Here is a 24,433-nt window from a genome sequence, read left to right as displayed (position 1 = left end):
GTGCCACCGGTCTTGGACATGCTGTGGCTCCGCTGGAGGGATTCTTCGCTTCGCTCAGAATGACGGGTGGGGTCTTCGTGCCTGAAACCCCTTTGTGACGCTTCGGGTTAGTCAAGTTCATTAACACTTGACCTACGATAATGGGTATGAAACGTTTCTTGTTGGTGGTCGTTGCGCTCTGCGCGATGGCAGTCGGTGCGTTCGCACAAAGCTTCGAGGGCACGATGACGATGCAGATGACGATCCCGCAGCTCGGCGGGAATCCGATTCCGATGACAATCTATATGAAGGGCGATAAATCGGCCACGTCGATGCAGACCCCGATGGGCGGCGAGATGCATACCTACACCGATCTCCAGAAGATGAAGACCGTGATGGTTATGGGCGGCAAGATGGGCTATGAGGTTGATCTCAACAAGGCCAAGGAAGCTGCTGCATCGGCTGAACCGAAAGAGGTAGTACACCCGAGCTCAACCGGGAAATCCAAAACGATCAACGGCTATGCCTGCGACGAGTTTATAATGAACATCAAAGACGGCCAGATGGACATGTGGATGACGAAGGACTTCCCGAAGGATATCATGTCGTCGATCTCGAAGTCGATGGGCCGCAACCTCGGCGGTATGCGTTCTAACCAAGGCGCAGGAGCTGAAGGCGCATTCAAGGAACTGACCGACAAAGGATACGCCCCCGTGCAGGTGAATATGACGAAAGACGGCCAGGTCATGGCGACGGTCGAGTTCGTGAAGTACGAAAAGAAGTCGGTCGACGATAAAGACGTCACCGTGCCGGCGGATGTCACCATCCAGCCAATGCCGGATATGTCGGGCCGCCCAGGAATGGGCCACTAAGAGCGTTCGGAACCGGGTAGCGACCGAGGCCGTTTACCCGGTGCGTTTTTCGGGCATTTAGCTCAGCTGGTCTAGAGCGTTCGCTTCACACGCGAGAGGTCACAGGTTCGAACCCTGTAATGCCCACACTACATCGTTGATCAAAGCCCGCCACATGGCGGGCTTTGTGCGTTTTGGAAGGTCGGGGCGATACGGGAGTCTGGTGGCGTGCGAAAGGGGACGGACTGAGAGTCCGTCCTACTGGATTGGAGAGACTGCGGCTTCGCGAAAGGGATTCTTCGCGGAGTTTACACTGAGCAGAGCGAATGTGTTCAGAATGACGGGTGGGTTTGGTGGGGCTTCGGGTGGCACGATATTCGGGGATTCATGCATGGCATGGGTGGTGTTCCAATCTGGCACAGGTGCACTAATGCAGGCGCTTGTGAGAACAGGAGATGCGAACATTCTCGCATACCCGAGACCAATTCAATCAACACTCAATTCGAGGGACGTATGGCACTTCAGATCAAGACCTTCCGCATCACCGATGCATCGAGCGAAACGGAAGTCAATTCATTTCTGGTCAACAAACGAGTCCACCACTGGGAAGCATCGTATACCGGCGACCCTGCACTCGGATATTGGAACCTGCTCATAGCATACGAAGAAGATCATCGCCGCCCCGAGCGGCCGATGCAGGCCGGGATGCGCCGCAGCGCGCCCGAACCGAAACCCACGCCGGTCAAGGTCGATACGCCGCCGGATGTACCGCAAGAGCTCATGGGGATGTACGAGAATATCCGCAAGTGGCGCAATCAGATCGCGCGCGACGAAAAGATCAAACCGTACGTGCTCTTCAACAATAAGCAGCTCGAAGATATGGTCAAGACGCCGCCGGCAACGATCGACACGTTGAAGTCGCTGGTGACCGACATGACGCCGGAGCTCTTCGATAAGTATTCGAATCAATTGCTGGGCCTGATCTCTGCGGCCGGTTCAAGCACCGCTGCCTAAGAATCGGACACGGACAACGCGAACGTCGATACATTGCTCGAGTACATCCCGGACCGACGCCAAGTGCCGGTCCGGGATGTCATCTCGATCGTTGTCCTTCTTGTCATCGCTGGGATCCGGAGTCGGGACCGGATCGCTGTGACGGTGAGAGTTGCGTGTGTCGAATGAAGACCGATGCGTGTTCCGGATGCAAAAATAGCGTTCGCACGTTAGGTCGTCGTTACCGAAAGAATACGAAATGAATGCGACCGAGGTCACTGAGTTTTTTGCCGAGGCTCCTCGGCTGCGCCGGCCCGAGGAATTGCGGCGGCTGCTCGCTGCGCTGGGCGATACAGAGCCGACGATGCTCTACGACCTTACCTTTCATGCCGCGTTTGCATCGAGACTGATGGCGATCCTCAAACGCGAAGGTTCTGCAGTACAAGGATTTGAGCGCATGCAACAGTCGCTTGCAGATTCCGTACAAACAATCAGGACGCTTCTGGAACGAGCAGAAGGGCAATTTGCGATCGATCTCGGCCTGACGGCTGCGCAGCCGACATTCGGCGGATTGGTCGAAGACCTTGCCACCCTCAAGCATTGGATGCTGGAGCGATCCGCGAACGTATGACATCGCAGATACTGTATCAGGACCATCTTCGGATCCCGGCGACGCTGGAGGAGCTTCAGCGCGTCTATGGCTGGGCCGAAGAGCATCTGTCGTTGGTCGGTATCGCGGAGGCGCGTCGCTTCGATATCATGCTTGCACTGAGCGAAGCGGTAACCAATGCGATCCGTCACGGATCGAGCGAACGGCCGCAGGCGTCGGTCGATATCGAAGTGATGGTGACGACGGAATCGGTCAGCTTGAAAGTAACCGATAACGGTTCGGGCTTCGACCCATCGGCGTTACCCGATCCGACACAAGGGCAAAACCTCTTTATCCCGAATGGTCGCGGCGTCTACCTGATCAAGACACTTGCCGACGACGTCCGCTTCGATTTTTCGGACAACGGCACGACCGTAAACGTGGTCTTCCGCAGAGGGTAGAGCTCTCTCGTACATCCAACACAACGTCATTCCGACCGAACGGGAGGAATCCGGGATGGCTGAAATATTGGGTTACAGTCAGTCGTCTCAAGGACAGAAAGGGTCAGTCCTTCCCCGCAAGAAACGTCAGCATCGGCATTGCGGCAGCGATTTTTTTGATCACGATCTGCGGCAGCTTCGGGCTCTTGAGGTCGTCAATCGTGAGGTCCGATCCATAGAGAAATTCTTTGAGCTTGAGATACTTCGCTGCAGGGTGATCTTCGTCGTACCCCTTCGGCATGCGGATGAGTGATTCGCCGGTAATGCCTTCCGGAAATTCCTTTCTGAACGCCTTCGAATTGTTGATCGACGAAAACCGCGCATAGTCCGTTGCGATGCGTCCGCGAATCGCTTTCAGGAATGGAGCCGAGGGTTGGTACGCACCGCCGCCGACGTATGAAGTGATTTCATTGCGGCCTTTCGGCTCGAAGCTCATATACATTCCGGCCCATTCTTCTTCGCCGAGACCCGCAAGCGGAAAGACGATGCCGATATGGGTTTTGTACGGCGACTTATCCTTCGAAAAGCGAATGTCGCGGTTGATGCGAAAGAGCGAGCGGCGCTGATCGGCAATGAGCGGGAAATCCGTTTCGGCCAGATGCGCCGCCATCACTGTTACGAACTGTTTGCACGGTTCGCGAAGCTCCTGTTCGTAGTCGGCGCGATGCGCTTCGAACCAGTCCTTGTTGTTGTTTTTCTTCAGGCCGTGCAGGAAGGAAAACGTCTTGCTCGTAAAGCCGTCGAACGGTTCGGGCGGCGGCGGGAGTTCGAGCGTAATGTTCTTCGGTGTTTTCTTCAGTGCCATATACCTATTGTTGCCGCTTATAGTAGTAGATTTTGCCGAGCGTATCCGACGGGATGAACAACGCACCGTCCCGATTTGCCGAGGCAACGATCGGGTCGATGATCTCTCGCCAGTCTCCAACATACTCGAGTTTCCGTTCGATCACGTACGATCCGATGTCGCCGCGCATCTTCGCCTTCAGTGCGCCGAAATCCACCTTGCCGTCGAGGTTCACCACGTTCGGCGCGATGAAGCCGGCCGTGCCGGATTGCTCCATGCCGATCAGCGCGTTCGGATGGGCCTTCGCCCACTGACCGGCCAGGTAGAATTCGCTTGGATGTGGTACGAAAAAAGAATACCCGTACAGCGACGCTCCGAACCCCGCGGCGCCAAGCCCGGCAACCCAGAGCAACGTTCGCGTCAGTGTTCGTCGAACCGAGAGTGAGCGACGAACGAACTGGACGAGCAGTGGCACCGACGCAGCAAACAGTATGAGCCATAAGATGCGAAACGGCTGGAAGTAGCGCGGCAGGAAATGCGGAGCCGAAAAGAAAAAGACGTAGTACACGATCAGCACCGCGCTCAGGATCGCAAGCGGCGCGAGCGGACGCAGATCGTAGGTTCGACGAAGAAAGGAGACGGCGCCGAACTTGCGGGCAAGAAGCACGACGAGGGCAAGCAGGGCGAACATCCATACAAAATGAAACCATGCGGGGAGTTTGTAGTTCGGAAGGAACAGAAACACCGTCAAGATGTCACCGATGACGATCGCGCCCCGACGCAGGTTCTCTGCAAACAGGCCGGCGATCGATTCCGACATTCCGCTCTGCGGCATCAGGTGTCCGAAGACGAAATAGTTATACGCCCACCACGGCAGTGATACGACGAACGCCGTTGCGCCAAACACTGCGGCACTCTTGATCCCGGCGACGCCATAGTGGATGAGTTCTACAAGACAGAAGGCGATCACGATGAACACCGCATCGATGCGCGCAAGCACCGTCAGGCCAAGTAGTGTTCCGAAGCCGATCCATTGCATGAGAGACGGTGTCGCCCCTTCTTTGCGCAGTGTGGCATAGCAGTAGGTGCTTGCGATCAGCAAGCTTGAATACACGCCCGTCTCAAGACCGACAGCCGTATGCACGAGAATCGGATAGAGCAAAGCCCATAATGCGGGCGCTGCAATATGCGGGCGAAGCCAGACGATACGATCCTCGTCCGGCGAGCCGCGAACGAGGCGTCGCAATAATTTTGCCAGAACAAGCACCGAGAAGCCGTCGCAGAGCGCGACAACAATGAAGCAGAGCCTCAGCGCCAGTAGCTTGTTCGCACCGGCGATCCAAAAGAACGGAACATAGAGAAATGCGATGAGCGGCTGGATGCCGTTGGTCGGATGTACGCCGTCAACGGTGATGCCGTCGCCGTGAGCGAGGTGTTCGCTGACCGAAAAGATATAGAAGGAGTCCTCGCTATAGGGTCTCGTGAAGATACGCCACTCGGGTCGGAATGCGAGTGCGAGACGAGAGATGACGGCAATCACAATCAGGATCCGGATCGCCCTGCGTTCTTCGATTCGGAATCCGCCGAGCATCAGATCTTTCCTTCGAGGAGCTTGCCGAGCGCAGCACGAGCGCGATGGAGATGGACTTTGACCGTACCCATCGGCAAATTCAGTTTGCGTGCGATCTCGTCGTATTCGAGGTCGTCGTTATGACGCAGCTTGATGATGCGCTTGTAATTCTCGGGCAGTTGCTCGATCGCTTCTTCGATGAGCTTGGTGCGCTCGGAGGCGAGCAGCACATCGTCCGGCACCCACGATTCGTCGGCGAGCTCGAGGTCTTTGCCTTCGTCGTCGCTCATCTTCGAATCGCCGCCTCCGGGCATCGACGAGATGGAGAACATCGAGAGGCGGCGACGCCGCAAATGATCGATGGCGTGGTTCGTCGCGATGCGATAGAGCCACGTGCTGAACGCGTATTCTTCCGAATAGGAATCGAGATGGGTGAGCGCTTTTGTCAAGGCTTCCTGTACGAGATCTTCGATCTCGTCGCTCGAGGAGTTTCGGCAGATCGGGCGGATGAGCCGCTCGATGCCTCGGCGGTGCCGCTTGACGAGCTCGGCGTAGGCGCGCTGGTCGCCGCTGCGGGCGCGGCGCACGAGCATTTTATCTTCGAGTTGCCGCTCGGAGGTTTCCTTTACCTTCTCGACCGCCTGTTCGGCCTTTTCCTCCAGCACCGAATGCCTGCGCGCGGCAGGTGCGGCCGCCGGTGCCTCAGGCGGCGCAGCAGGCGTCGGCTTCGGCGATTTGGGGCCTGGTGTCGGTTTCTTGACGGCTTTCTTCAACGCGGCGAAGGTGTAATCGTCCGTAAACAACAAATTTACGAGAAGAAAGTCACGGAGTTTTTGGGATTGGGAAAACAAGTATTTGCCCTTGGGGCAAAACCCCGTGCCCACGGAAGAATTGTTGCTCCGAATGGGAGGTTGAGGGTATATATTAGGATGATGAAGTATCTTGCCCTAGTGCTCCTTTTGATCGCGGCGAATGCGTCCGCGCAGGTTCCGCGGATTGATTCGATGGTGGTGGATGAGACAACGGAGCAACTGCACGTCTTTGGAAAGTTTGGATCAGAGGTTGGTACGGTTTGGGTCGATAGTGTTGGAATATCGTTGTTGGCCTGGAGTGATAGTGTTCTCGTGTGCACTATTCCACGTTCCGGCAGGGGGATGGCCGGACCGGTAGAGGTCGAGGTACGGGGCTTCCGATCGATGCCCTCGCTGTTGTCTCTCTGGAGTTGTAGCAACAGTTTTTTTGGTCAGCACGAGCTTGGGCAGGGCAAAATGATCTCTGAAGATTTTCTCTGCCTCTTCCGAGCACGGTTTGACATCCAGTCGCGGCTTCTTGCCGGACGATTGTCAACGTCTGTCATTCAGTCAGTTCCATTTGCACACGAAACGTACAACTACTCTGATGCTTCAAGCGGCAACGTTATCAATACTGCCGACTCGGGACTTGTGAACATCACATTCGATCTGGCCCAGAATACCGTTACGTTCAATCACTGGGCATCGCCGAATGTGCATCTGGACTACCATTCAGATTTCCATAGCACGCGGTTAGATTCTTCGCTGAACATAGTAAGTAGTCTTGTCATCGGCAGCGGTCCAAACAGCAGCGGATACGCTCAGATCAATTCCATCGCCTCATTTCTGCCATCGTCTGCAGTCTCTGCGCTTCGGTTCAGACCGAACCCTCGGTATCCGACGAGCGACTCACTATTGATGGTGACTGGTCCTGTGGACTTCCGATGGGACTCGATGTGGTCGATCACTTCCTACCACATACAGATAGCCACCGATTCAAGCTTTGCATCTGTGATGTTTGATGATACTTCTGTTACTCCCGTCACGACGTTCACGTTTCCAATTCATGTCCCGGTTGTTTACTGGCGAGTCGCTGGCCTAAACTCCGAAGGTCAGAGCCGGTGGTCTCAGACCTGGCGGATCAGAATGGAAGACCAGGGCACGGTGCTGATCGGTGATCGACCCAATGCCTCGTTCACCTGCACCCCCAACCCTGCTTCGAACGCATTGCACCTTACGCTCCCCGCACCGGCACGCGTGGTGCTGTATGATCTTCGCGGAAATGTCGTTCGGTCTATCGCGACATCTGAACCGTCGGTAACGATCGAGACTCGAGATCTAGCGAGCGGTATGTATATCGTTGGCGTGACGACTTCTGGTATGCACGGCTCTCAACTCGTACAGATCCAGCACTAAACGAAAAGACCCGCCATTGGGCGGGTCTTCTCATCGGGCTCAGGGATCATCCCATGCGTCCCGCACATCTCATACATCTCAGTTATATGGCCTCTACTTCGCCGTACACCGTCGTCCAGGGCTTCGCGTATTTATCGATGACTTCGTTGAGCGACTTGATGTTCGCAACGCCGCGATCGAGGAGCCATGCTTCGAGTGCGTCTTTGCCTTGTGCGCCGAAGATCGGCACGCCGTCCTGCCACGTCGCGCGGCCGCAAAGCACGCCCGAGAAGTTCGCGCCGCTTTCGCCGGCGAGCTCGATCGTCTCGCGGAAGACATCGTCGGATACACCGGCCGAGAGATAGATAAACGGCTTGGTCGCCGCGTCGCTTGCCTGCTTGAAGAGCTTCTTTGCCTCGTCGCGCGTGTAGGCTTCCTCGCTGCCGTTGTATGCCTTCGTGCCGCTGACATACTTCATATTCACGGGCACTTCGACTTTCAGAATGTCAACGCCATAACGATCCTTCGAGAATTCTTTCATATATGCTTCGACATACTTCGGCTTGACTTTTGCAAATTCGAAGCCCTTCTCGTCCATCGCATCGTCATACGCGAGCGGTTCGAGGAAGAACGGCACATCGAGCGCAGTGCACTCGGCACCGATGCGCTCGATGAACGCATGCTTGCGGGCGTTGATCGCTGCGGTATCGAACGGATTGTAATAGAGCAGAATCTTGATCGCATTCGCGCCGGCCTCGACAAGGCGACGGACACTCCAAGTGTCGAGTAGATCGGGCAAGCGGCCTTTCGTATTGGCATCGTAGCCCGTCTTCTCATAGGCGAGCAGGACGCCGGTGCCGGGTGCGCGGTGCTCGAGTGTCGGCAGGCCGTACTCGGGGTCCATCAGGATGGCAGAAGCGTAGGGCGTCAGGATCTTGGTGACGGAGATCTTAAAGTTGGTTAGGTCCTCGTTCGTCGCATCGTGTCCCATGGCCTTGCCGATCGACTTCTTGAGCGATCCGCGCTGATCCATTGCGGCAGCGTTAATTACTCCGCGAGCGTTGGCACATGCATTGATACCGTTGAATTTCCCTTTTGATAATTGCTTCTTTGCCATAGAAATACGATTAGATCGCGTTTGCGTTGAATTGGGTGGTGTGAAGAGGTATTGTATCGTAGGAATGGGGGAGTTTGTTCCCCTAAGGGCAGGCAAATCGGAGCCCACGTTAGATTGTCATTGCGAGGAAGCCGCAATGCGGCGACGAAGCAATCTACGAAGGGTCGTATAACCGAACGTTCTTAGATTGCCACGGACTGCACTCAGAGCCGTGGAAGGCCTTAAGGGTAGTGCCGCGCAGTCCTCGCAATGACAATGTTGAAGAGTGGGCGCTGATAGCCAGGCTTCAGAGCTGCACCCGCATCTCCGACGTGCGCGGTTTGTGCGAGAAGAACGCGTCCTCGAAACTGCCATGCTCGCCACCGCCTTCGCGGTACGCGACGATGAGCCAGCGACCGTCCGGCATGTGGCGGTTCACGAAGATCTTGCCGTTGCCGTCGCCGAAGATGTCGTCGGGCGTCGTGATCGTGTCGAGCACGTCTTCGAGCACGAGGTCGGGATGTGTGGATAGGCACTGCTGCCAGACGTCGTCGGTGACTTCGATCTGGATCCAGTTGCATGAAAGCGCTCGCGCGATCATAACACTGCGGGTACTAAATCGTCAAACAGTTACACTGTCGGCCAAACGGCAGGCATCGCGCATCGAAGCGATCATCGCCGCACGGTCGGTTGAAGCAAATATACCACTTCCGCTGACAATGGCATCCACGCCCGAACCGTACACCTCGGCGATGTTGTCGAGCTTGATGCCCCCGTCAGCTTCGATGATGACATTCAGGTTCTGCGCGGCAATCCATTGGCGCAGCGTCGTCGCACGGCGATAGAGCGAGGGGATGAACTCCTGACCGCCGAACCCGGGGTTCACGCTCATCAGCAGCACCAGATCGACATCGGGAAGGATCTCCTTCACGGCCGAGAGCGACGTCGCGGGATTGAGCACCACGCCCGCCTTCTTGCCAAGCGACTTAATCAGTTGCACCGTCCGATGCAAATGGGTGCAGGCTTCGGCGTGGACACTAATGATGTCGGCGCCGGCCTTTGCAAAATCGGGGATGTAGCGGTCCGGGTCGGTGATCATCAAATGACAATCGAGCGTCAGCTTCGTGACCTTGCGGATCGCGGCAATGACGGGCGGACCGATGGTGATGTTCGGGACGAAATGGCCGTCCATGACATCGAGATGCAGCCAGTCGGCTCCTGCCGCTTCGAGCATGCGGATGTCTTCTTCAAGTCGAACAAAATTCGCTGACAGAAGCGATGGTGCGATGATGGCTGGGGTACGATGCATTGACAAATTCAACACTGCGGGCGGCGAAATTGCTTCCCGCAAAATACGACAGATCGTACCTGACGTGCGGTCATCTGCTACATGCTCGCATATTCCCTGTGTCATTGCGAGGAAGGGCTTCAGCCCGACGAAGCAATCTGAAATCGTGGATGGCCGACATATTCCAGATTGCTTCGTCGTCCGCTTCGCGGATTCCTCGCAATGACACTGATCGGTTCGCATGCCATCTGGCGGAACTACGCATCTGCGAATTGGTTGATTCTATCGCTATGTCACTCACACGCCGCACCTTCCTTGCGCGCACTGCCGCTGCCATCGCCGCCCAAGGCGCACTGCGCACAGGCGTCGTCGCCCAATCGTTGCTTGCCCGCTCGCGACCGGCAGGATCCGGCAATCCGCTGCGCATCCCGAAGGAGATCCCCGGCGGGAATCTCGCAATATCGACTACCTCCGTGCAGATGCTCACCGGCGCGGAGACCGCCATTCTTTCGATCAACGCTGAATTTCCGGCGCCGACGATCAGAGTGAAGAAAGGCGATACGTTCTCGGCGAATATCATCAATAATCTCACAACCGATGTCGTGTTGCACTGGCATGGTCAGCACGTGCCCAGTATAATGGACGGTCAGCCTTCGCAACCGATCCACGCAGGCGCTTCTGCGACGGTCACGTTCCCAGTTGTCAACCGGGCAGGTACATACTTCTATCATGCCCATACGGACATGATTACCGCCGAACAGGTCTATCGCGGACTGGCAGGACTTTTCATCGTTGACGACGACGAAGAAGGCGCGCTGCCGCTGCCGCGAGGCGAATATGACATTCCGCTTGCCATTTCCGACAGAAGGATCGATTCGAATAACCAACTGGTGTATTCACCAACCGACGACGATCACCGCACCGGCTATGTCGGCGAGACCATCTGCGTTAACGGTACGCCAAGTCCATTCCTCGAAGTTGCTCCAACACTCTACCGGTTTCGAATTCTCAACGCATCGAACGCGCGTATCTATCAACTCGCGTTCGACGACAACTCCACGTTTCGGGTCACCGCCTCGGACGGCGGATTACTCGCCTCCCCCATTGCTACGCAAACCTGTTTCCTTGCACCAGGCGAGCGAGTTGAGATCGTGGCTGACTTTTCAAAGTTGGCAAACGGCAGTGCTGTGAAGCTCAAGAGTCTGCCGTTTTTTCACGATGGTCCGCAATATGCACCGCTCCCGCAAGGCGCCGAGTTCGATATCATCCGTTTCGATGTGACGAAGACGGGCGACTCGAAATCGTCTCTCCCTTCTACACTATCGAGCATCACTCCGTATGTGGCTACCGATGCGGTAGAGCAGTTCACATGGGAGCTCGGAGTCGATGGGATGGATCATACGATCAACGGGAAAGCATACGCGATGGACCGCATCGATCATGTGACCCCGTACAATACCCTCGCACGGTGGACATTCTCAAATACCTTCACCACGGAGTTTCATCCGATGCATGTGCACGGCACGCAGTTTCAGATCGTCTCGCGTACGGGCGGAGAGTTGATGCCAAGCGATCAGGGATGGAAGGATACGGTGTTGGTGCGGCCCGGTGAAGCGGTGGATGTGCTGGTGAAGTTCGCGGATTACTGGGGCACATATCTCGTCCATTGCCACAACCTCGAACACGAGGATCACGGCATGATGGCGAACTTCATGGTGGATAATGCGGGCGCCGTGCGTGAAGATAGTAAGGAAACGGGTGGAATCGAGTTGTCACCCAACCCTGCGATGTCCGACGTAACAATCAGCCTGCCGAATGAGCGGGAATCCGAATGGGTCGAACTCTGTGATCTCAGAGGACGAGTGATTCGCTCGGCGCGGGTTAGCACCGGCGCATCACAAGTAGTAATCGCAGTGGCCGATCTCGCAAACGGCGACTACATCATCCGCTGCGGTGCACACGTCGCGAAACTCGTTGTGCTTCGTTAGTTGACGTGATGGGCGTGCGTGATGTCGTAGTTGCGCTCTTCCTGTACTAATCGCCAGATGTTATGTCGGATGTTCTCGACCGAATCGGTGCCGTCGATGACATTCACGCGCTCAGTATGATGCTGCGCCACATACATGTAACCCTGGATCACGTGGTTATAAAACGACTCGGTCTCGTTCTCGATGCGGTCCTTGCCTGAGGAGGCACGACGGTCCGATGCGACGGCAAGCGGAATATCCAACAAGAACGTGAGGTCCGGTTCGATATCAGCGGTCGCAAGGCGGTTGACGTGCTCGATGAACCCAAGCGGGATCCCACGGCCAAAGCCTTGGTACGCGATCGTCGAATCGGTGAAACGGTCGAGGATCACGACGGCATCTCGCGCCAGTGCGGGCTTGATGACTTCATGGATCAACTGCGCGCGGCTTGCGGCAAAGAGTAATAGCTCGGCCTCGGATGCAAGCGGGTGGGTGTAGTCTTTATTCAATAACAATGTCCGAACCTGTTCGGAAAGCTCCGTCCCACCGGGCTCTCGCAAATGCAGGACTTCGATCCCATCGTTTCTCAGTTGTTCTGCCAAGAGTGCTGCCTGGGTGGTCTTCCCGCAACCATCGATACCTTCGAACGTAATCAGCATGAAATCGAGAGATGTGAGTAGTGCAAAATTATGAAGAAGAAACCGCCGGTCCGTTGAATTGACGAATCGATGCTGCCTGTGGCATTGCGAGGAACCCGCGAAGCGGGTGACGAAGCAATCTAGAATGATTCGGTTGTACGCAATCTCTTAGATTGCTTCGTCGGGCTTCGCCCTTCCTCGCAATGACACTACGGGATCCCCACTCATCGTAGGGGCGACGCACGCGTCGCCCGTGTTTCGCACGCCCCCAAGATTTCGGGCGAGGCATGCCTCGCCCCTACGGACCAGACAAGGTAATGCAAAATATGTCTCTCAGACAGTTGAAATTTTGCCCTCCTGTGCGGTGTTTACGTCGTCCCAAGATTGTACTCAAATAGCTAAGTTCATTATACTATGAATATTTTCGTATGCGTCAGCCACGTACCGGATACAACGACGAAAGTCAACGTGGCAGGCGATGGCAAGAATATCGATCCCGCCGGAGTCAAGTTCATTCTTAACCCCTACGACGAATTTGCGGTCGAAGAAGCGCTCCGCCTCAAAGAAAAGAACGGCGGCGAAGTGACCGTCGTCAGCGTCGGTGCCGAAAGTTCAAAAGAGGGCATGCGCCAGGCACTCGCCATGGGCGCCGACAAAGGCATTCTGATCAAAGCTGACAAGAGCGATGCGTTTTCCGTCGCGTCGCTGCTGGCCGATACTCTGAAGACCGTGAACGCCGACATCATTCTTCTCGGTAAGCAGTCGATCGACTTCGACGGCATGGAGATCGCTCCGATGCTCGCAGAGTTGATGGACCTTCCGGCCGCAACCGTCGTCGTGTCGCTTGCGATCGACGGCGGCAAAGCCACGGTCGAGAAGGAAGTCGAAGGCGGCAAGGAAAAGATCGAGCTCGCGATGCCGTGTATCGTCGCCGCACAGAAAGGCCTCAACGAGCCGCGCTATCCGTCGCTACCGAACATCATGAAGGCCAAGCAGAAGCCCATTCAGGAGGTTGCCGCTACCGCACCGGCTGCCCGCACCGCAGTCGTGAAGATGGACAAGCCGGAGAAGAAGCGCGTCGGAAAGATCCTGCAAGCCGATGGCAACGCCGCCGGCGCTGCGTCGGAGCTTGCACGCTTGCTGCACGAAGAAGCGAAGGTCATCTAATTCACCAGTCATTCTTCGCTTCACTCAGAATGACGATCGGACGAAAGAATTTTAGGAAATAGAATCGTATGAATATTCTCGTTTATTTCGAAGAGCGTAACGGACAGGTTCGCAAGCCATCGCTCGAAGCGGTGTCTGCTGCGAAGGCGCTTGGCGCCAGCATGATCAATGCGGTCATCGTCGGGTCGAACACTTCGGCTGCTCTGAGCGATGCGGTGAAGACCTCCGGCGTTTCGAAGATCTTTACGGTGGACCATGCGTGGTTCTCCGAGTACTCATCGAAGGCTGCTGCGAAGGCTGTCGCCGAAGTGGCGAAGTCGAGCGGCGCAGAGGTCGTGATCGTCCCGGCAACGGGTCGCGGCAAAGATATCGCCCCGCGCGTTGCGGTGCGACTCGGCGCCGGCTATGTGCCGGACGTGACGGCATTCGCAGCGAACGGTGGCTCGATCCACGCGACGCATCCGGTCTATGCCGGCAAAGCGAACGTGCAGGTCGAAGTCACCACACCAGTGAAGGTCTTCTCGACGCGCCCGAACCTCTGGGCTGCGCCGAAGGATGCATCGGCTGTCGCAAGCATCGAAGCGGCGACGGGCTCGCTCACCGATATGGATTTCGCAGACCGCACCAAGGAGCTCGCACTCTCGCAGGGCAAGCTCGATGTTGCCGAAGCCGACATCATCGTTACCGGCGGCCGTGGCATGAAGGGCCCCGAGCATTGGGGACTGATCGAAGGCTTGGCCACCTCCATGCACGCTGCCACAGGCGCCTCACGCGCGGTGGTGGATGCCGGTTGGAGACCGCATAGCGAGCAGGTCGGACAGACGGGCAAGACGGTCTCGCCGTCGCTCTATGTCGCGGTCGGCGTGAGCGGGGCAATTCAGCATCTTGCGGGAATGTCAAGCTCCAAAACGATTGTTGCAATTAACAAGGACGCCAACGCCCCGATCTTCGCCGTAGCGGATTACGGGATCGTCGGCGATGCGTTCGAAGTGTTACCGGCCTTGACCGAGGCGGTGAGCAAGATCAAGAGTCACTAGATCGCTTCATGAAGTTCGACGTCACTTTCTTTCAAGATGAGGACGGGATGTTCATCGCCGAATGTCCTTCCATCCCCGGCTGCTTCAGTCAGGGAAAGACGTTGGAAGAAGCGGAGTCGAACATTCAGCTTGCGATCCAAGAGACCATCGAGGCGCGTCGGGAGCTAGAGCTAGCTTAGTCTTACAGTAACGTGGAACGAGTGCAGGTTGAGATCCTCGGAATTTCGACGAGTCCGTCATCGAACGGAGCGTATGCGCTCGTCCTCAAAGAGACCGACGGCGATCGCCGCATCCCGATCATCATCGGCGGCTTCGAAGCGCAAGCGATCGCCCTTGAAATGGAAGGCATCCAGCCGCCGCGACCGCTAACCCACGATCTCGTCAAGAGCATTCTCGAAGCGTTGTCCTCCACCGTCATCGAAGCATCGATCAGCGAACTCAAGGACGGTGTCTTCTTCGCGACGCTCAAACTCGCTGACGATCAAGAGATCGACGCCCGGCCGAGCGATGCCATCGCCGTCGCTATCCGCTACGGTGCACCGGTCTATGTCGCAGAAGATGTGATGAAAGAAGCCGGGTTCATCCCTGAAGAAGACGATCAGGAAACGATCGACGAAGGCGGTGGCGAGCCGACCGAAGTCCGCTCCGAAGCCAAACTCCCGGCCCCGGCACGCAAGCTCACGAAGCTTGAAGAACTCCAAGAAGCGCTCGACTCTGCGATCCGAAACGAAGATTACGAAAAGGCCGCCAGCCTCCGCGACGAACTCAACAAGATGAAAGCAGGCGGCGGGGTGAACTAAGGACTGATTCGCCGTTGTAACTACCTTCGCTCGTGCCGAGAAAGTGGGACAAAAGCTCTCATCCCACTAATCCCATCAATCCCACTATCCCAGTTAATAGGCTGCCAGCTTCCGTGCCGCATCCGAGATCTTCGCTGCCGTCGGGAGCGTCACTTCTTCGTAGCTCTTGGCGAAGCCGACGGGCGTGAAGAGCGAGCCGACGCGCATCACCGGGGCGTCGAGACGGTTGAAGACATTCTCCGTGATCAGCGCTGCAAGCTCGCCGCCGAAACCACCTGTGACCTTATCCTCGTGCACGATAAGCGCACGGCCCGTCTTCGCGACGGTTGCGAAGATGGCATCCTTGTCAAGCGGATAGAGCGAGCGCAGATCGAGGACGTCACACTCGATGCCTTCGGCCGCCAGTGTCTCGGCTGCTTGGAGCGAGAGATGCGTCGTGTTGCCGTAGGTGATAATGGAAAGCGTATTGCCGGCGCGGCGCAGACGCGCCTTGCCGAACGGAACGAGCTCGTTCGCTGCAAGCGGGAAGCTGCGAGCAAACGGAGCGTTGTAGAGCGCCTTCGGTTCGAGATAGAGCGTGAAGCCGCGCGTACGCATCGCCGTGCGAAGCAGACCCTGTGCATCGTCAGCGAATGACGGCTGCACGATGCGAACACCCGGGATGGATGTGAACGTCGCTTCGAGATTCTGCGAGTGATAGAGTCCGCCCTGGATGTAACCGCCGGAAGCGAGGCGGATCACGATGTTCGGGCAGTACTGACCTTTCGTGCGCCAGTACTCGTGCGTCGTTTCGATGAACGCTTCCATCGCAGGCCAGAAGTAATCGGCAAACTCCGCGCCTTCGACGACGACCCAGATATTCTCCTGATCGACGCGGCAGAAACCATCGGCGGTACCAACGATGAAGTCTTCGGCGATCGGTGCATTAAAGACGCGCTTCACGCCGAACTCCTGCTGCATACCTTTCGACACGTTGAAGATGCCGCCCTTCTCTTTGTTGGCGATGTCCTGTCCCCAGAGGAAGGTGTTCGGGTTGAGTCGAAATTCCTCCTTCAGCGTGTGGTTGATCGCGTCGATGAATTGGAAGCCTTCGTCTTTCGCCTTGGGGCGCTCGAACGGATAGAAATTTGTATTGACGTCGCTTGCCTGAAACGTGTACGGGTCGGGACGAACGATCGTATCTGCGGCGACGACGAACTGCTCGACGCTCGACGGATCGGCCGGTGCAGCGGCCTCCGCCTTGGTCGAGCCTGCTTCGAACTCGGCGGCGTTGCGCTCGTGCAACTCATCGATCTCTGCTTGGGTAACGACGCCCTGCTCGAGCAGCCAGTTGCGGAAACGAACGATCGGGTCGCGCTTAGCGGCATTGGCGATCTCTTCGGGTGAGCGGTAGAGCGTATGACGATCGGAGTTCGAATGCGAACGCATGCGCACGCAATCGGCATGCACAAGCGCCGGACCCATCCCACTGCGCGTCCACTCGTATGCTTCCTGCATTGCGCGGAATGAATCGAGTACGTCGGTGCCGTCGCAGTAGGTGATCAGCAGATTCGCAAAGCCACGGAAGTTATCGGCAACGCGCGCGTTCGCCGTTTGGTCGAACACCGGCACGCTGATGCCGTACTTGTTATTCTGAATGACGAAAATCGCCGGGACTTGCTCTTTCGATGCGCCATTGACGGCTTCGTAGAAATATCCTTCCGAGCAACCAGATTCGCCTGCCGAGAAGATCGCGACGCTGTCAAGACCGTAGTACTTGATCGCGCGAGCGCAACCGGTAACGTGCTGCGAATGATTGTTCGTCAGTGACGACACATTCTGAATGCCGATCTCGAACTTTGCGAAGTGATTCGACATGTGGCGGCCTCCGCCGGCGATGTCGTTCTCTTTCGAAAGTCCGTTGAGCACGAACTCTTCGACGGTGATGCCTGCGGCGAGGCACGTCATCAGATCGCGGTAGTATGGGAAGAGATAATCTTTCTTCGGACGGAAGCTCACACCGATGGCGGTCTGGATACCCTCGTGTCCGGCACACGGAGCATGATAGCTCCAGCCCATAGCTTTCTTGAGGTAGTTCGCCGCGGCGTCATCGCAGGTGCGGCCGAGGTCCATCAAGCGATACCACTCCTTGAGCGTTTCTTTGTCGATGCCCGATTGCGCGAACGTACCTTCGAGCGTCTGCGACTTATCGGTATGCGGGCCTTTGAGCGTTGCGCCACCGGGGATGGGTGCAAGCGAAGGCGGCACGATCGGGAAGGCGTATTCTTGTTCGAGGTCGTGTGAAGTGATGGGGGAATGATACGAAGCGGGCGGCAGGTCCGAAGCCGCATGAGCGTTGGAGCCATTGGTCGAAGCCGTTGCCATTGTTGTAGTTACACCCTGTTTCGTTTTCGTCGCCATGCGAGTTCGAGATCTGGAATGAGCCACAGAAAACAATCGTGGCAAGCGTTTGGTGCGAGACTCCCCTCCACAGCAGTGGAGGGGCCGGGGGAGGTGAGTCCGGGACAGCACCCGGCCCACCCACCCTACGGTTCTCCCCGCCCCTCGAGTTCAGCGATTGTCCCTAAGATACTGCGCATACACTGATCGACACTCGATAACACCTCTGCGTTTGTGAAGCGGATTACCGTTACCCCTTCGCGGGCAAGGTACCGAGTTCGATCCACATCATATCGCTGTCGTTCAGGGCTATCGTGGACTGAGCCATCCACCTCCACGGCGAGTCGGAATTCCGGGCAGTAGAAATCGACGATGAACGGACCGAGCCCATGCTGTCGGCGGAATTTATACCCTCCGCAGTTGCGGTTGCGCAGACCCTGCCACAGCTCGCGTTCGGCGTGAGTGGCATTCTTCCGTAACTCCCGTCGATAGCTTCGTGTCTGGGATGGGTAGTGGAAGGGTTGTTCGTCATGTGATGTCATGGCTAATGGATGTTGGGTGATGTTTCGTTGATGTTGGTGGCAGTCCAGGACTCACCTCCCCAACCCCTCCACAAAGTGGAGGGGCTTTGGTGACGGGCACCATGTGCTCGGTTTGCCTCTGCATTCCATAAACTCTCTGCTCATACTTTTGTGCCTCACTCACAGGTGCCCGCAATATTAATTCTCACAATTTTCCCGATGGGCACCTTGCAAACCACCCGATCCACTGCTTACATTGGCAAGTGCAACAATAGGCACTATCAACCAATTACTTAACACAAACCACTAACAACTATGGAACACACCTCCAGAATCAGCAGCGGCATGTACGATGCCGTCGACCCGGTCTTTCGTGGCGTTAGCGAGATGATCGAGGAGCGGTTCAACATTTGCTATGGCGAGATCACTGTGATTTGCGGGCCGGATATCCGCCGTGATACACGCGAAGCGTATCGGCGGTCGCTTGCGCTGCTCGGCAGCGGGCAGTTCGCCAAGGCGCTTGTCGTGACGGCGGGCTGCACCAGCCGACGCGCGCTCGCATGGGCTCGTGAAGTTGACCCGGAGCGCATCGGCGAGCAGCCCACCAAAAACGACGTCGTTGTCTATCCGTGTATCGGCGGGAAGCTCTGCAGGGAGATCACAGCCATCGAAGCGATGATCGAGCGGCATGGGTTCGACATTCTCATGATCAACTCGTGGGAGTTCACCAGCATGCACGCTCGCTATAAAGATGAATTGCTCTTTGCATTGCAACGGCTGACGGAAGAGCATCGTCTGACGGTGGTGATCTTCTCGCATGCGAATGGCAGTCCGAGCGAGGTGGGCCGCATTCAACGCGGGACGCTTGGCAAGCTTTCGGTTATGGCGGCGAAGATCGTCAGCATGGAGGCGGAAGAGGAAATGAACGAGTTATCGACAAAGCGGACAGCAACACGAATCGAACCTACCCCAGTGCGCTCAGAGCGCTACGTCTCGATCGATGGGTCGGTCGATCTTGCCGAGTTGCATACCGATGACGAACACGAGTACGACGAGGCGGCGACGGAGGACGCGCTCGAAGAAGAGTTAGAGGAGGTTGCCCTGATGTGAGCGGTGATTCGCGTTTGTATGTGGAAAGTCAGTTCGTTGACAAATAATGCAGTTACATCGTGTCCGAGGAGGTGGTTCTCACTTCCCCGGTACTACGAGAACCGGGATCTTCGAATGACGCACGACGTACTCCGCGACGCTGCCGAGGATCATGTGCTTGATGCCCGTGCGGCCATGCGTGCCCATGACGATGAGGTCGGCATGAGTCGCTTCGGCGGTGCCGAGAATGTCGGTCATCGGGTCGCCGGCAGGCTTGAGTGTAGTGATCCGCAGGTTCTGTCCGCGGGCGGCGATGGCCGCAAGCGTCGCGTCGGCTTCTTCTTCAAGGATGCGGATCGCATCGCTCATGCCGAAGCCGGCGTCGGGGTTCGAGACGGCTTTTGCTTCGTCGATGACGCAGACCAGAGCGACTTCCGCATCGAGCGCTGCCGCGAGTTCGAGGCCGTGGCTTGCCGCATGATCGGAACAACTGCTATGATCGACGGCGATGAGTATCTTCTTGTACTGCATGGCTATTTCGAATAGGTGTTGTTGTAGAGGTTCATTGCATCGCGAATGATCTTGTATGCGACCTCCGGGCCCTGGAAGTCCTCGACTCGGACTTCCTTGTTCGTCTCGAGCGCTTTATACTCTTCGAAGAAGTGCTTGAGCTCCGACTGGAAGTAGGAGGGTAGGTGACCGATATCGTCATAGTCGTTGACGCTGACATCGTCGGCAGCAACGGCAAGGATCTTATCGTCGCCTTCGCCATTGTCGAGCATTCGCATGACGCCGATCACTCGGGCATTGACGATGCACAGCGGCTGCGCTTCGATCTGCGAGAGCACGAGGATGTCGAGCGGGTCGTGATCGTCGCCGAGTGTGCGGGGGATGAAGCCATAGTTCGCGGGGTAATGCACCGATGCGAAGAGCACGCGGTCGAGCCGCAGCATGCCGGTCTCTTTATCGAGCTCGTACTTGGCTTTCGAGCCTTTCGGGATCTCGATGATGGACGTGACGGTGTTCGGTGCTTCTTCCCCGATCGGGACGTGATGCCAAGGATTGAAATTCATGAATCAGAATTGACGTGAAAGCAATACTCCTGCACCGGCGGCAAGCAAGCCTGCGGCAACGCTGCCGACGGTGTAGAGTGCGAAGATCGAATACTGGCCGAGTTGGAGCAGATTGACGTTCTCGTACGCGAACGACGAGAAGGTCGTGAAGCCCCCGCAGAATCCTGTCGCCAGGAAGAGCCGCCACTCGGGCGTCATGACGGCCGAACGATCGGCAACGCCGTAGATCACCCCGATGACGAGGCAACCGACGACATTGATGACGAACGTTGCGAGCGGGAACGGGTGGAGCGACTTCGACATCGAGACGGCGACGAGATACCTCGCGACCGTGCCGAGAAAGCCGCCGATGCCAACGATAACGATGTTCCTGTTCATAGCTATTATGCGAAGTGCGTTGAACAGGAGTCATCAGTCCGCCGTGGCGGACGGTTGGGTGAGGAAGACTCCATTTCCTCGTGTTGCGACGTGACCACGAGAGAGGTCACATCATTAGATGCAATTCTTGAACCGAATGTACGACTCTCATATCATTGCGAAGCGAGCGCACTGCGCTGACGACCGATGCAGCCGCCGAGAGCGTCGTGATGAACGGCACTTTGTAGGCGACCGCTGCCCAGCCGATCTCGTATTCTGCGATACGCGAGATCTCGCCGCTCGGGGTATTGATCACGAGCTGAACGTTGCCATTCTTGATCTCGTCAACGATATTTGGCCGGCCTTCGGATACCTTCTTCATGGCTTCGGCGGCGATGCCATGTTCCAGAAGGAACGCCGTAGTACCGCTCGTTGCGACGATGCGGAAGCCGAGGTCTGCAAAATCTTTGATGATCTCGGCAGTGCGTTGCTTCTTGTCGAGGTCGCGAAGCGAGACGAAGATCGTCCCCTCGGTCGGGATGCGAATTCCGGCACCGAGATGAGACTTCAAGATGGCTTCGCCGAAGTCTTTGCCGGTGCCCATGACCTCGCCGGTCGAACGCATCTCGGGTCCGAGGAACATCTTCACCTTCGGGAATTTGTCGAAGGGGAAGACCGACTCCTTGATCGAGACGTACGGCATGTTCTTGTCAAAATCCTTGACGCCAAGTTCTTTGAGCGTCTTGCCGCTCATGACTCGTGCGGCAATCTTGGCAAGCGGTCGGCCCGTTGCCTTCGAGACGAACGGCACCGTGCGGCTGGCGCGAGGATTGACCTCGAGCACGTAGACCGTTTCGCCTTTGACGGCGTACTGAATGTTGATCGGCCCGACAACATTCAATGCGGTGGCAAGTTTGCGGGTATAATCAACGATCGTCGAGAAGACGGCGTCGCTTGCATCGTACGGCGGGATGACGCTCGACGAGTCGCCGGAGTGAATGCCGGCTTCTTCGATATGCTGCATGACGCCACCGATGATGACCGTGCCTTCGCGGTCGCGGACGGCATCGACGTCGAACTCGTATGCGTCTTCGAGGAAGCGGTCGATGAGCACCGGGCGGTCATGGCTGACGCCTTTTGCATTGGCCATGTACTCGGCCACTGCTTCGGGTCGGTAGCAGATTTCCATCGAGCGTCCGCCGAGCACGTAGGATGGGCGAACGAGGACGGGGTATCCGATGCTATCGGCTACTGCAACGGCCTCAGCTTCGGTCGTTGCTGTTCCGTATGGCGGGCACGGGATATGCAGCTTGTCGATGAGCTCGCCGAAACGCTTACGGTCTTCGGCGATGTCGATGCTGTCGGGTGCCGTGCCGAGGATCGGGACGTTCGCTGCTTCGAGTTGCTTTGCGAGCTTCAGCGGGGTTTGTCCGCCGAAGGTGATGATGACGCCATCCGGCTTCTCGAAGTCGAGGATGTGCATCACGTCTTCGAACGTCAGCGGTTCGAAGTAGAGCTTGTCGCAGGTGTCGTAATCCGTCGAGACCGTTTCGGGATTACAGTTGATCATGATGGTCTCGAATCCTTCGTCGGCAAGCGCCTGTGCTGCGTGGACGCAGCAGTAGTCGAATTCGATGCCCTGGCCGATGCGATTCGGGCCGCCGCCGAGGATGACGATCTTTTTTCGATTGCTGCGGCGCGACTCATTCTCTTCCTCGTAGGTCGAGTAATGATAGGGGGTTTCGGCGGCGAACTCTGCGGCGCAGGTATCAACCGTTTTGAAGACGGGTACGAAGCCGAGGCGCTTGCGTTCGGCGGCGACATCGGCTTCCGGAACGCGGAAGATCTCGGCGATCTGCTTGTCGCTGAAGCCATCGCGCTTGGCGTTGTAGAGCAGTGTTGGGTCGATCTTGAATTGGGGCATGGCAGTGTTTCGCCGAAACGGCGAGAGCCTAACAGCTATTTGGCCGCTACGGTTGCGATGGAGTATCGGAAGCCATCAGGCTGCACGCCGAAAGACCCGTTTTACGGCTTTTATGGTGAACCGGATCATAAACCGCAGTAGCAGTCGAAGCTGGGTGGAGCCGAAGCCGCCATCACTGTCGAGGAGGAAGTGGAGGTCGCGGATATCTTCGTCGCTCATCGGAAGGGCAACGTGCTGGCTGCCATCCATCGGTTTTCCGCCGACATCGGAAAGGGGGTTGTCCAGTTCGAGGCCTTCTCTCAAGAGTTGTCTCAGCCGCTCGTCGAGCTGCTGTAGTGTTTCCCGTAACGCCGGATCTTTTTCATATTTGAGCAGGAAGGAGACGTGATCGTGCAAGACGGCAGCACGCTTCATCATATCGGGCGTAAAGAACTGCTCGGCATCTTCCTCGATCTGTCGGACGAGCATCTCGATGTCGGCAATCGCCTCGTCCGTCGCACAGAAGAGCGAGATGTCGTCGATGTCTTCGATCTCGATATAGACGTTCGCGAGCCGCTGCAGCTCGTGGCCATAGAGTTCTTTATATTCTTCGGCAAATTCGCGTTTCTTGTTTTGCAGCGTCGTGCGAATGCCTTTGAGCGTCGATTCGAGCTGATGGCGTTTATCGGGGACGCTCGTATGCTCGATCATCCGTTTGAGCTCGGCTTCTTGCGAAATCAAATCGGCGAGGAGCTTTGCATTGCCGACTTTGCCGACAGCGATGAGGTCGTCGATCTGTTTGTCCGAGGCAAATATTTGGGCATGTCCGATCTTGACGCAGTGGATCTTCGTATTCGCATCCAGCCTCGATCGGATCAGAGGTTCGTCGAGCGCGACGGCGCCATCGGTGATGATCAGGATCTCGGCGCCGGCAAGATGCTCGGTATGTTCGATCTCGTCGATGGCTGCGAGCAGTGCTTTCTGCAGAACGGTGCCGTTTCCCAAATGGGTCAGGCGCAGGATATGCCGAATAAGCGCATTGTAGCTTTCGGCATCGATTGCAGTATGAAGATCGCCGACGTGATCGTCGAACGTTCGAAGGCTGACGTACCCAAGATCCTCTTTATTGCGTTCGAGGAAATACACCAGGACAGCCTTCGCCAAATGAATGCGATGATGGGCCCGCATCGAGGAGGAGGTGTCGAAGAGCACGAAGACTTTCTGCTTGCGGCTATCGAACGAAAAACTATCGCCAACTTCCTGAATAGGCAAAATTTTCGGTGCTTTCGAAACGGGCATCCACAGCGTACGTTCGGCCAATCGCTGGTCGAACACCTCGTCGGGAAGCATGAACTGCCACGAGTAGATACGGGCGATGTCACGACGATTGCGGATGAAATCGGCTTCGTACTCTTCACCGGTTACGACCTCGGGTTGAAAGAGATCGACGGCGTCTTTGACCGGCGTTTCATCGAGCGTTGGGAGGCGGAAGGCCGGTTCGAGCCGTTTACGCAGTTCGGAGTCCTCGGCTTCGAGAATTCGGGCGATCTCGAATACTGCGGTGAATTCTTCCGGCAGACGATCGTAGATTCGCGTGAGGAATCCGTATTCCTCCATCCGTTTTAAGAACGATCCTTCCGATGCCATGTGCGCCTTGCGTTACAAC

25 protein-coding genes and 1 tRNA gene are annotated in these 24,433 nt (G+C 56.7%); 12 read left to right on the top strand and 14 right to left on the bottom strand.

Annotation, left to right across the window (positions count from 1 at the left end; genetic code table 11):
• The first annotated feature begins 146 nt into the window (after positions 1–146).
• The 5 genes from JSS75_10285 to JSS75_10265 all read left to right on the top strand — a co-directional run bounded on the left by JSS75_10285 (position 147) and on the right by JSS75_10265 (position 2,873).
• Positions 147–851 carry a DUF4412 domain-containing protein gene (locus tag JSS75_10285; protein ID MBS1904082.1) on the top strand — a complete coding sequence of 235 codons (705 nt, stop codon included), beginning with the start codon at positions 147–149 and terminating at the stop codon, positions 849–851.
• Positions 852–902: 51 nt separating this feature from the next.
• Positions 903–977 (top strand) — tRNA-Val (locus JSS75_10280).
• A gap of 366 nt (positions 978–1,343) precedes the next feature.
• Positions 1,344–1,844 (top strand): HRDC domain-containing protein, encoded by a 501-nt coding sequence (locus tag JSS75_10275; GenBank protein MBS1904081.1) that lies wholly within the window; start codon positions 1,344–1,346, stop codon positions 1,842–1,844.
• Between the two features lie 238 nt (positions 1,845–2,082).
• The gene (locus JSS75_10270; GenBank protein MBS1904080.1) at positions 2,083–2,454 is read left to right on the top strand and encodes a hypothetical protein; all 372 of its coding nucleotides are present in this window, start codon (positions 2,083–2,085) and stop codon (positions 2,452–2,454) included.
• Positions 2,451–2,873 carry an ATP-binding protein gene (locus JSS75_10265; protein ID MBS1904079.1) on the top strand — a complete coding sequence of 141 codons (423 nt, stop codon included), beginning with the start codon at positions 2,451–2,453 and terminating at the stop codon, positions 2,871–2,873. The genes JSS75_10270 and JSS75_10265 overlap by 4 nt, the downstream gene beginning before the upstream one ends.
• Before the next feature lie 103 nt (positions 2,874–2,976).
• Here the strand turns inward: JSS75_10265 and JSS75_10260 are convergent, their stop codons facing one another.
• The 3 genes from JSS75_10260 to JSS75_10250 are packed head-to-tail and all read right to left on the bottom strand — an operon-like array spanning position 2,977 to position 6,072.
• Entirely contained in the window at positions 2,977–3,717 is a 741-nt protein-coding gene (locus JSS75_10260) for a DUF2461 domain-containing protein (protein ID MBS1904078.1), read from the bottom strand.
• Between the two features lie 4 nt (positions 3,718–3,721).
• Positions 3,722–5,287, bottom strand: a complete 1,566-nt coding sequence (locus JSS75_10255; GenBank protein MBS1904077.1) for a hypothetical protein — start codon at positions 5,285–5,287, stop codon at positions 3,722–3,724.
• Positions 5,287–6,072 (bottom strand): sigma-70 family RNA polymerase sigma factor, encoded by a 786-nt coding sequence (locus JSS75_10250; protein ID MBS1904076.1) that lies wholly within the window; start codon positions 6,070–6,072, stop codon positions 5,287–5,289. The genes JSS75_10255 and JSS75_10250 overlap by 1 nt, the downstream gene beginning before the upstream one ends.
• Before the next feature lie 126 nt (positions 6,073–6,198).
• On the opposite strand from JSS75_10250, the gene JSS75_10245 reads away from it, so the two are divergent.
• A complete protein-coding gene (locus tag JSS75_10245; GenBank protein MBS1904075.1) occupies positions 6,199–7,473 on the top strand; it encodes a T9SS type A sorting domain-containing protein in 1,275 nt (424 codons plus the stop codon).
• A gap of 82 nt (positions 7,474–7,555) precedes the next feature.
• Here JSS75_10245 and JSS75_10240 read toward each other — a convergent pair whose 3' ends face one another.
• The 3 genes from JSS75_10240 to JSS75_10230 all read right to left on the bottom strand — a co-directional run bounded on the left by JSS75_10240 (position 7,556) and on the right by JSS75_10230 (position 9,857).
• Positions 7,556–8,569, bottom strand: coding sequence for a tagatose 1,6-diphosphate aldolase (locus JSS75_10240; protein MBS1904074.1), 1,014 nt, complete (start codon positions 8,567–8,569; stop codon positions 7,556–7,558).
• 286 nt (positions 8,570–8,855) lie between these two features.
• The gene (locus tag JSS75_10235) at positions 8,856–9,149 is read right to left on the bottom strand and encodes a hypothetical protein (protein MBS1904073.1); all 294 of its coding nucleotides are present in this window, start codon (positions 9,147–9,149) and stop codon (positions 8,856–8,858) included.
• 21 nt (positions 9,150–9,170) lie between these two features.
• Positions 9,171–9,857 carry a ribulose-phosphate 3-epimerase gene (locus JSS75_10230; protein MBS1904072.1) on the bottom strand — a complete coding sequence of 229 codons (687 nt, stop codon included), beginning with the start codon at positions 9,855–9,857 and terminating at the stop codon, positions 9,171–9,173.
• Positions 9,858–10,126: 269 nt separating this feature from the next.
• Between JSS75_10230 and JSS75_10225 the strand changes: the two genes are divergently transcribed.
• Complete coding sequence (locus JSS75_10225; protein ID MBS1904071.1) at positions 10,127–11,824, top strand: multicopper oxidase domain-containing protein; 1,698 nt, start codon at positions 10,127–10,129, stop codon at positions 11,822–11,824.
• Here the strand turns inward: JSS75_10225 and tmk are convergent.
• Positions 11,821–12,462 (bottom strand): dTMP kinase, encoded by a 642-nt coding sequence (gene tmk, locus JSS75_10220; protein MBS1904070.1) that lies wholly within the window; start codon positions 12,460–12,462, stop codon positions 11,821–11,823. The genes JSS75_10225 and tmk overlap by 4 nt on opposite strands.
• Before the next feature lie 393 nt (positions 12,463–12,855).
• Between tmk and JSS75_10215 the strand changes: the two genes are divergently transcribed.
• The 4 genes from JSS75_10215 (at position 12,856) to JSS75_10200 (ending at position 15,445) form a co-directional block, all read left to right on the top strand.
• Complete coding sequence (locus JSS75_10215) at positions 12,856–13,608, top strand: electron transfer flavoprotein subunit beta/FixA family protein (GenBank protein ID MBS1904069.1); 753 nt, start codon at positions 12,856–12,858, stop codon at positions 13,606–13,608.
• A gap of 68 nt (positions 13,609–13,676) precedes the next feature.
• The gene (locus JSS75_10210; protein MBS1904068.1) at positions 13,677–14,645 is read left to right on the top strand and encodes an electron transfer flavoprotein subunit alpha/FixB family protein; all 969 of its coding nucleotides are present in this window, start codon (positions 13,677–13,679) and stop codon (positions 14,643–14,645) included.
• A gap of 8 nt (positions 14,646–14,653) precedes the next feature.
• On the top strand, positions 14,654–14,824 hold the full coding sequence (locus tag JSS75_10205; GenBank protein ID MBS1904067.1) for a type II toxin-antitoxin system HicB family antitoxin: 171 nt from the start codon (positions 14,654–14,656) through the stop codon (positions 14,822–14,824).
• A gap of 12 nt (positions 14,825–14,836) precedes the next feature.
• Positions 14,837–15,445: a bifunctional nuclease family protein gene (locus JSS75_10200; protein MBS1904066.1), complete on the top strand. Its 609-nt coding sequence runs from the start codon at positions 14,837–14,839 to the stop codon at positions 15,443–15,445.
• Positions 15,446–15,538: 93 nt separating this feature from the next.
• Here JSS75_10200 and JSS75_10195 read toward each other — a convergent pair whose 3' ends face one another.
• Entirely contained in the window at positions 15,539–17,557 is a 2,019-nt protein-coding gene (locus JSS75_10195; GenBank protein ID MBS1904065.1) for a 2-oxoisovalerate dehydrogenase, read from the bottom strand.
• 413 nt (positions 17,558–17,970) lie between these two features.
• Positions 17,971–18,366, bottom strand: coding sequence for an endonuclease domain-containing protein (locus JSS75_10190; protein ID MBS1904064.1), 396 nt, complete (start codon positions 18,364–18,366; stop codon positions 17,971–17,973).
• Positions 18,367–18,660: 294 nt separating this feature from the next.
• Here JSS75_10190 and JSS75_10185 point away from each other — a divergent pair, with 294 nt between their 5' ends.
• The gene (locus JSS75_10185) at positions 18,661–19,455 is read left to right on the top strand and encodes a hypothetical protein (GenBank protein MBS1904063.1); all 795 of its coding nucleotides are present in this window, start codon (positions 18,661–18,663) and stop codon (positions 19,453–19,455) included.
• A 78-nt stretch (positions 19,456–19,533) separates the two neighbouring features.
• Here JSS75_10185 and JSS75_10180 read toward each other — a convergent pair whose 3' ends face one another.
• The 5 genes from JSS75_10180 to JSS75_10160 form a co-directional block, all read right to left on the bottom strand.
• Positions 19,534–19,965, bottom strand: a complete 432-nt coding sequence (locus JSS75_10180) for a universal stress protein (protein ID MBS1904062.1) — start codon at positions 19,963–19,965, stop codon at positions 19,534–19,536.
• A gap of 2 nt (positions 19,966–19,967) precedes the next feature.
• Positions 19,968–20,507 (bottom strand): inorganic diphosphatase, encoded by a 540-nt coding sequence (locus JSS75_10175; GenBank protein ID MBS1904061.1) that lies wholly within the window; start codon positions 20,505–20,507, stop codon positions 19,968–19,970.
• Positions 20,508–20,510: 3 nt separating this feature from the next.
• Positions 20,511–20,885, bottom strand: a complete 375-nt coding sequence (gene crcB, locus JSS75_10170; protein ID MBS1904060.1) for a fluoride efflux transporter CrcB — start codon at positions 20,883–20,885, stop codon at positions 20,511–20,513.
• A gap of 106 nt (positions 20,886–20,991) precedes the next feature.
• Positions 20,992–22,788, bottom strand: coding sequence for a carbamoyl-phosphate synthase large subunit (carB, locus tag JSS75_10165; protein ID MBS1904059.1), 1,797 nt, complete (start codon positions 22,786–22,788; stop codon positions 20,992–20,994).
• A gap of 75 nt (positions 22,789–22,863) precedes the next feature.
• Complete coding sequence (locus JSS75_10160) at positions 22,864–24,414, bottom strand: VWA domain-containing protein (GenBank protein ID MBS1904058.1); 1,551 nt, start codon at positions 24,412–24,414, stop codon at positions 22,864–22,866.
• Positions 24,415–24,433: the final 19 nt, after the last annotated feature.

It is taken from the genome of Bacteroidota bacterium, from assembly GCA_018266755.1.
Lineage (GTDB): Bacteria > Bacteroidota > Ignavibacteria > Palsa-1295 > Palsa-1295 > JAFDZW01.
This window is presented reverse-complemented; position numbering and strand designations above follow the sequence as displayed.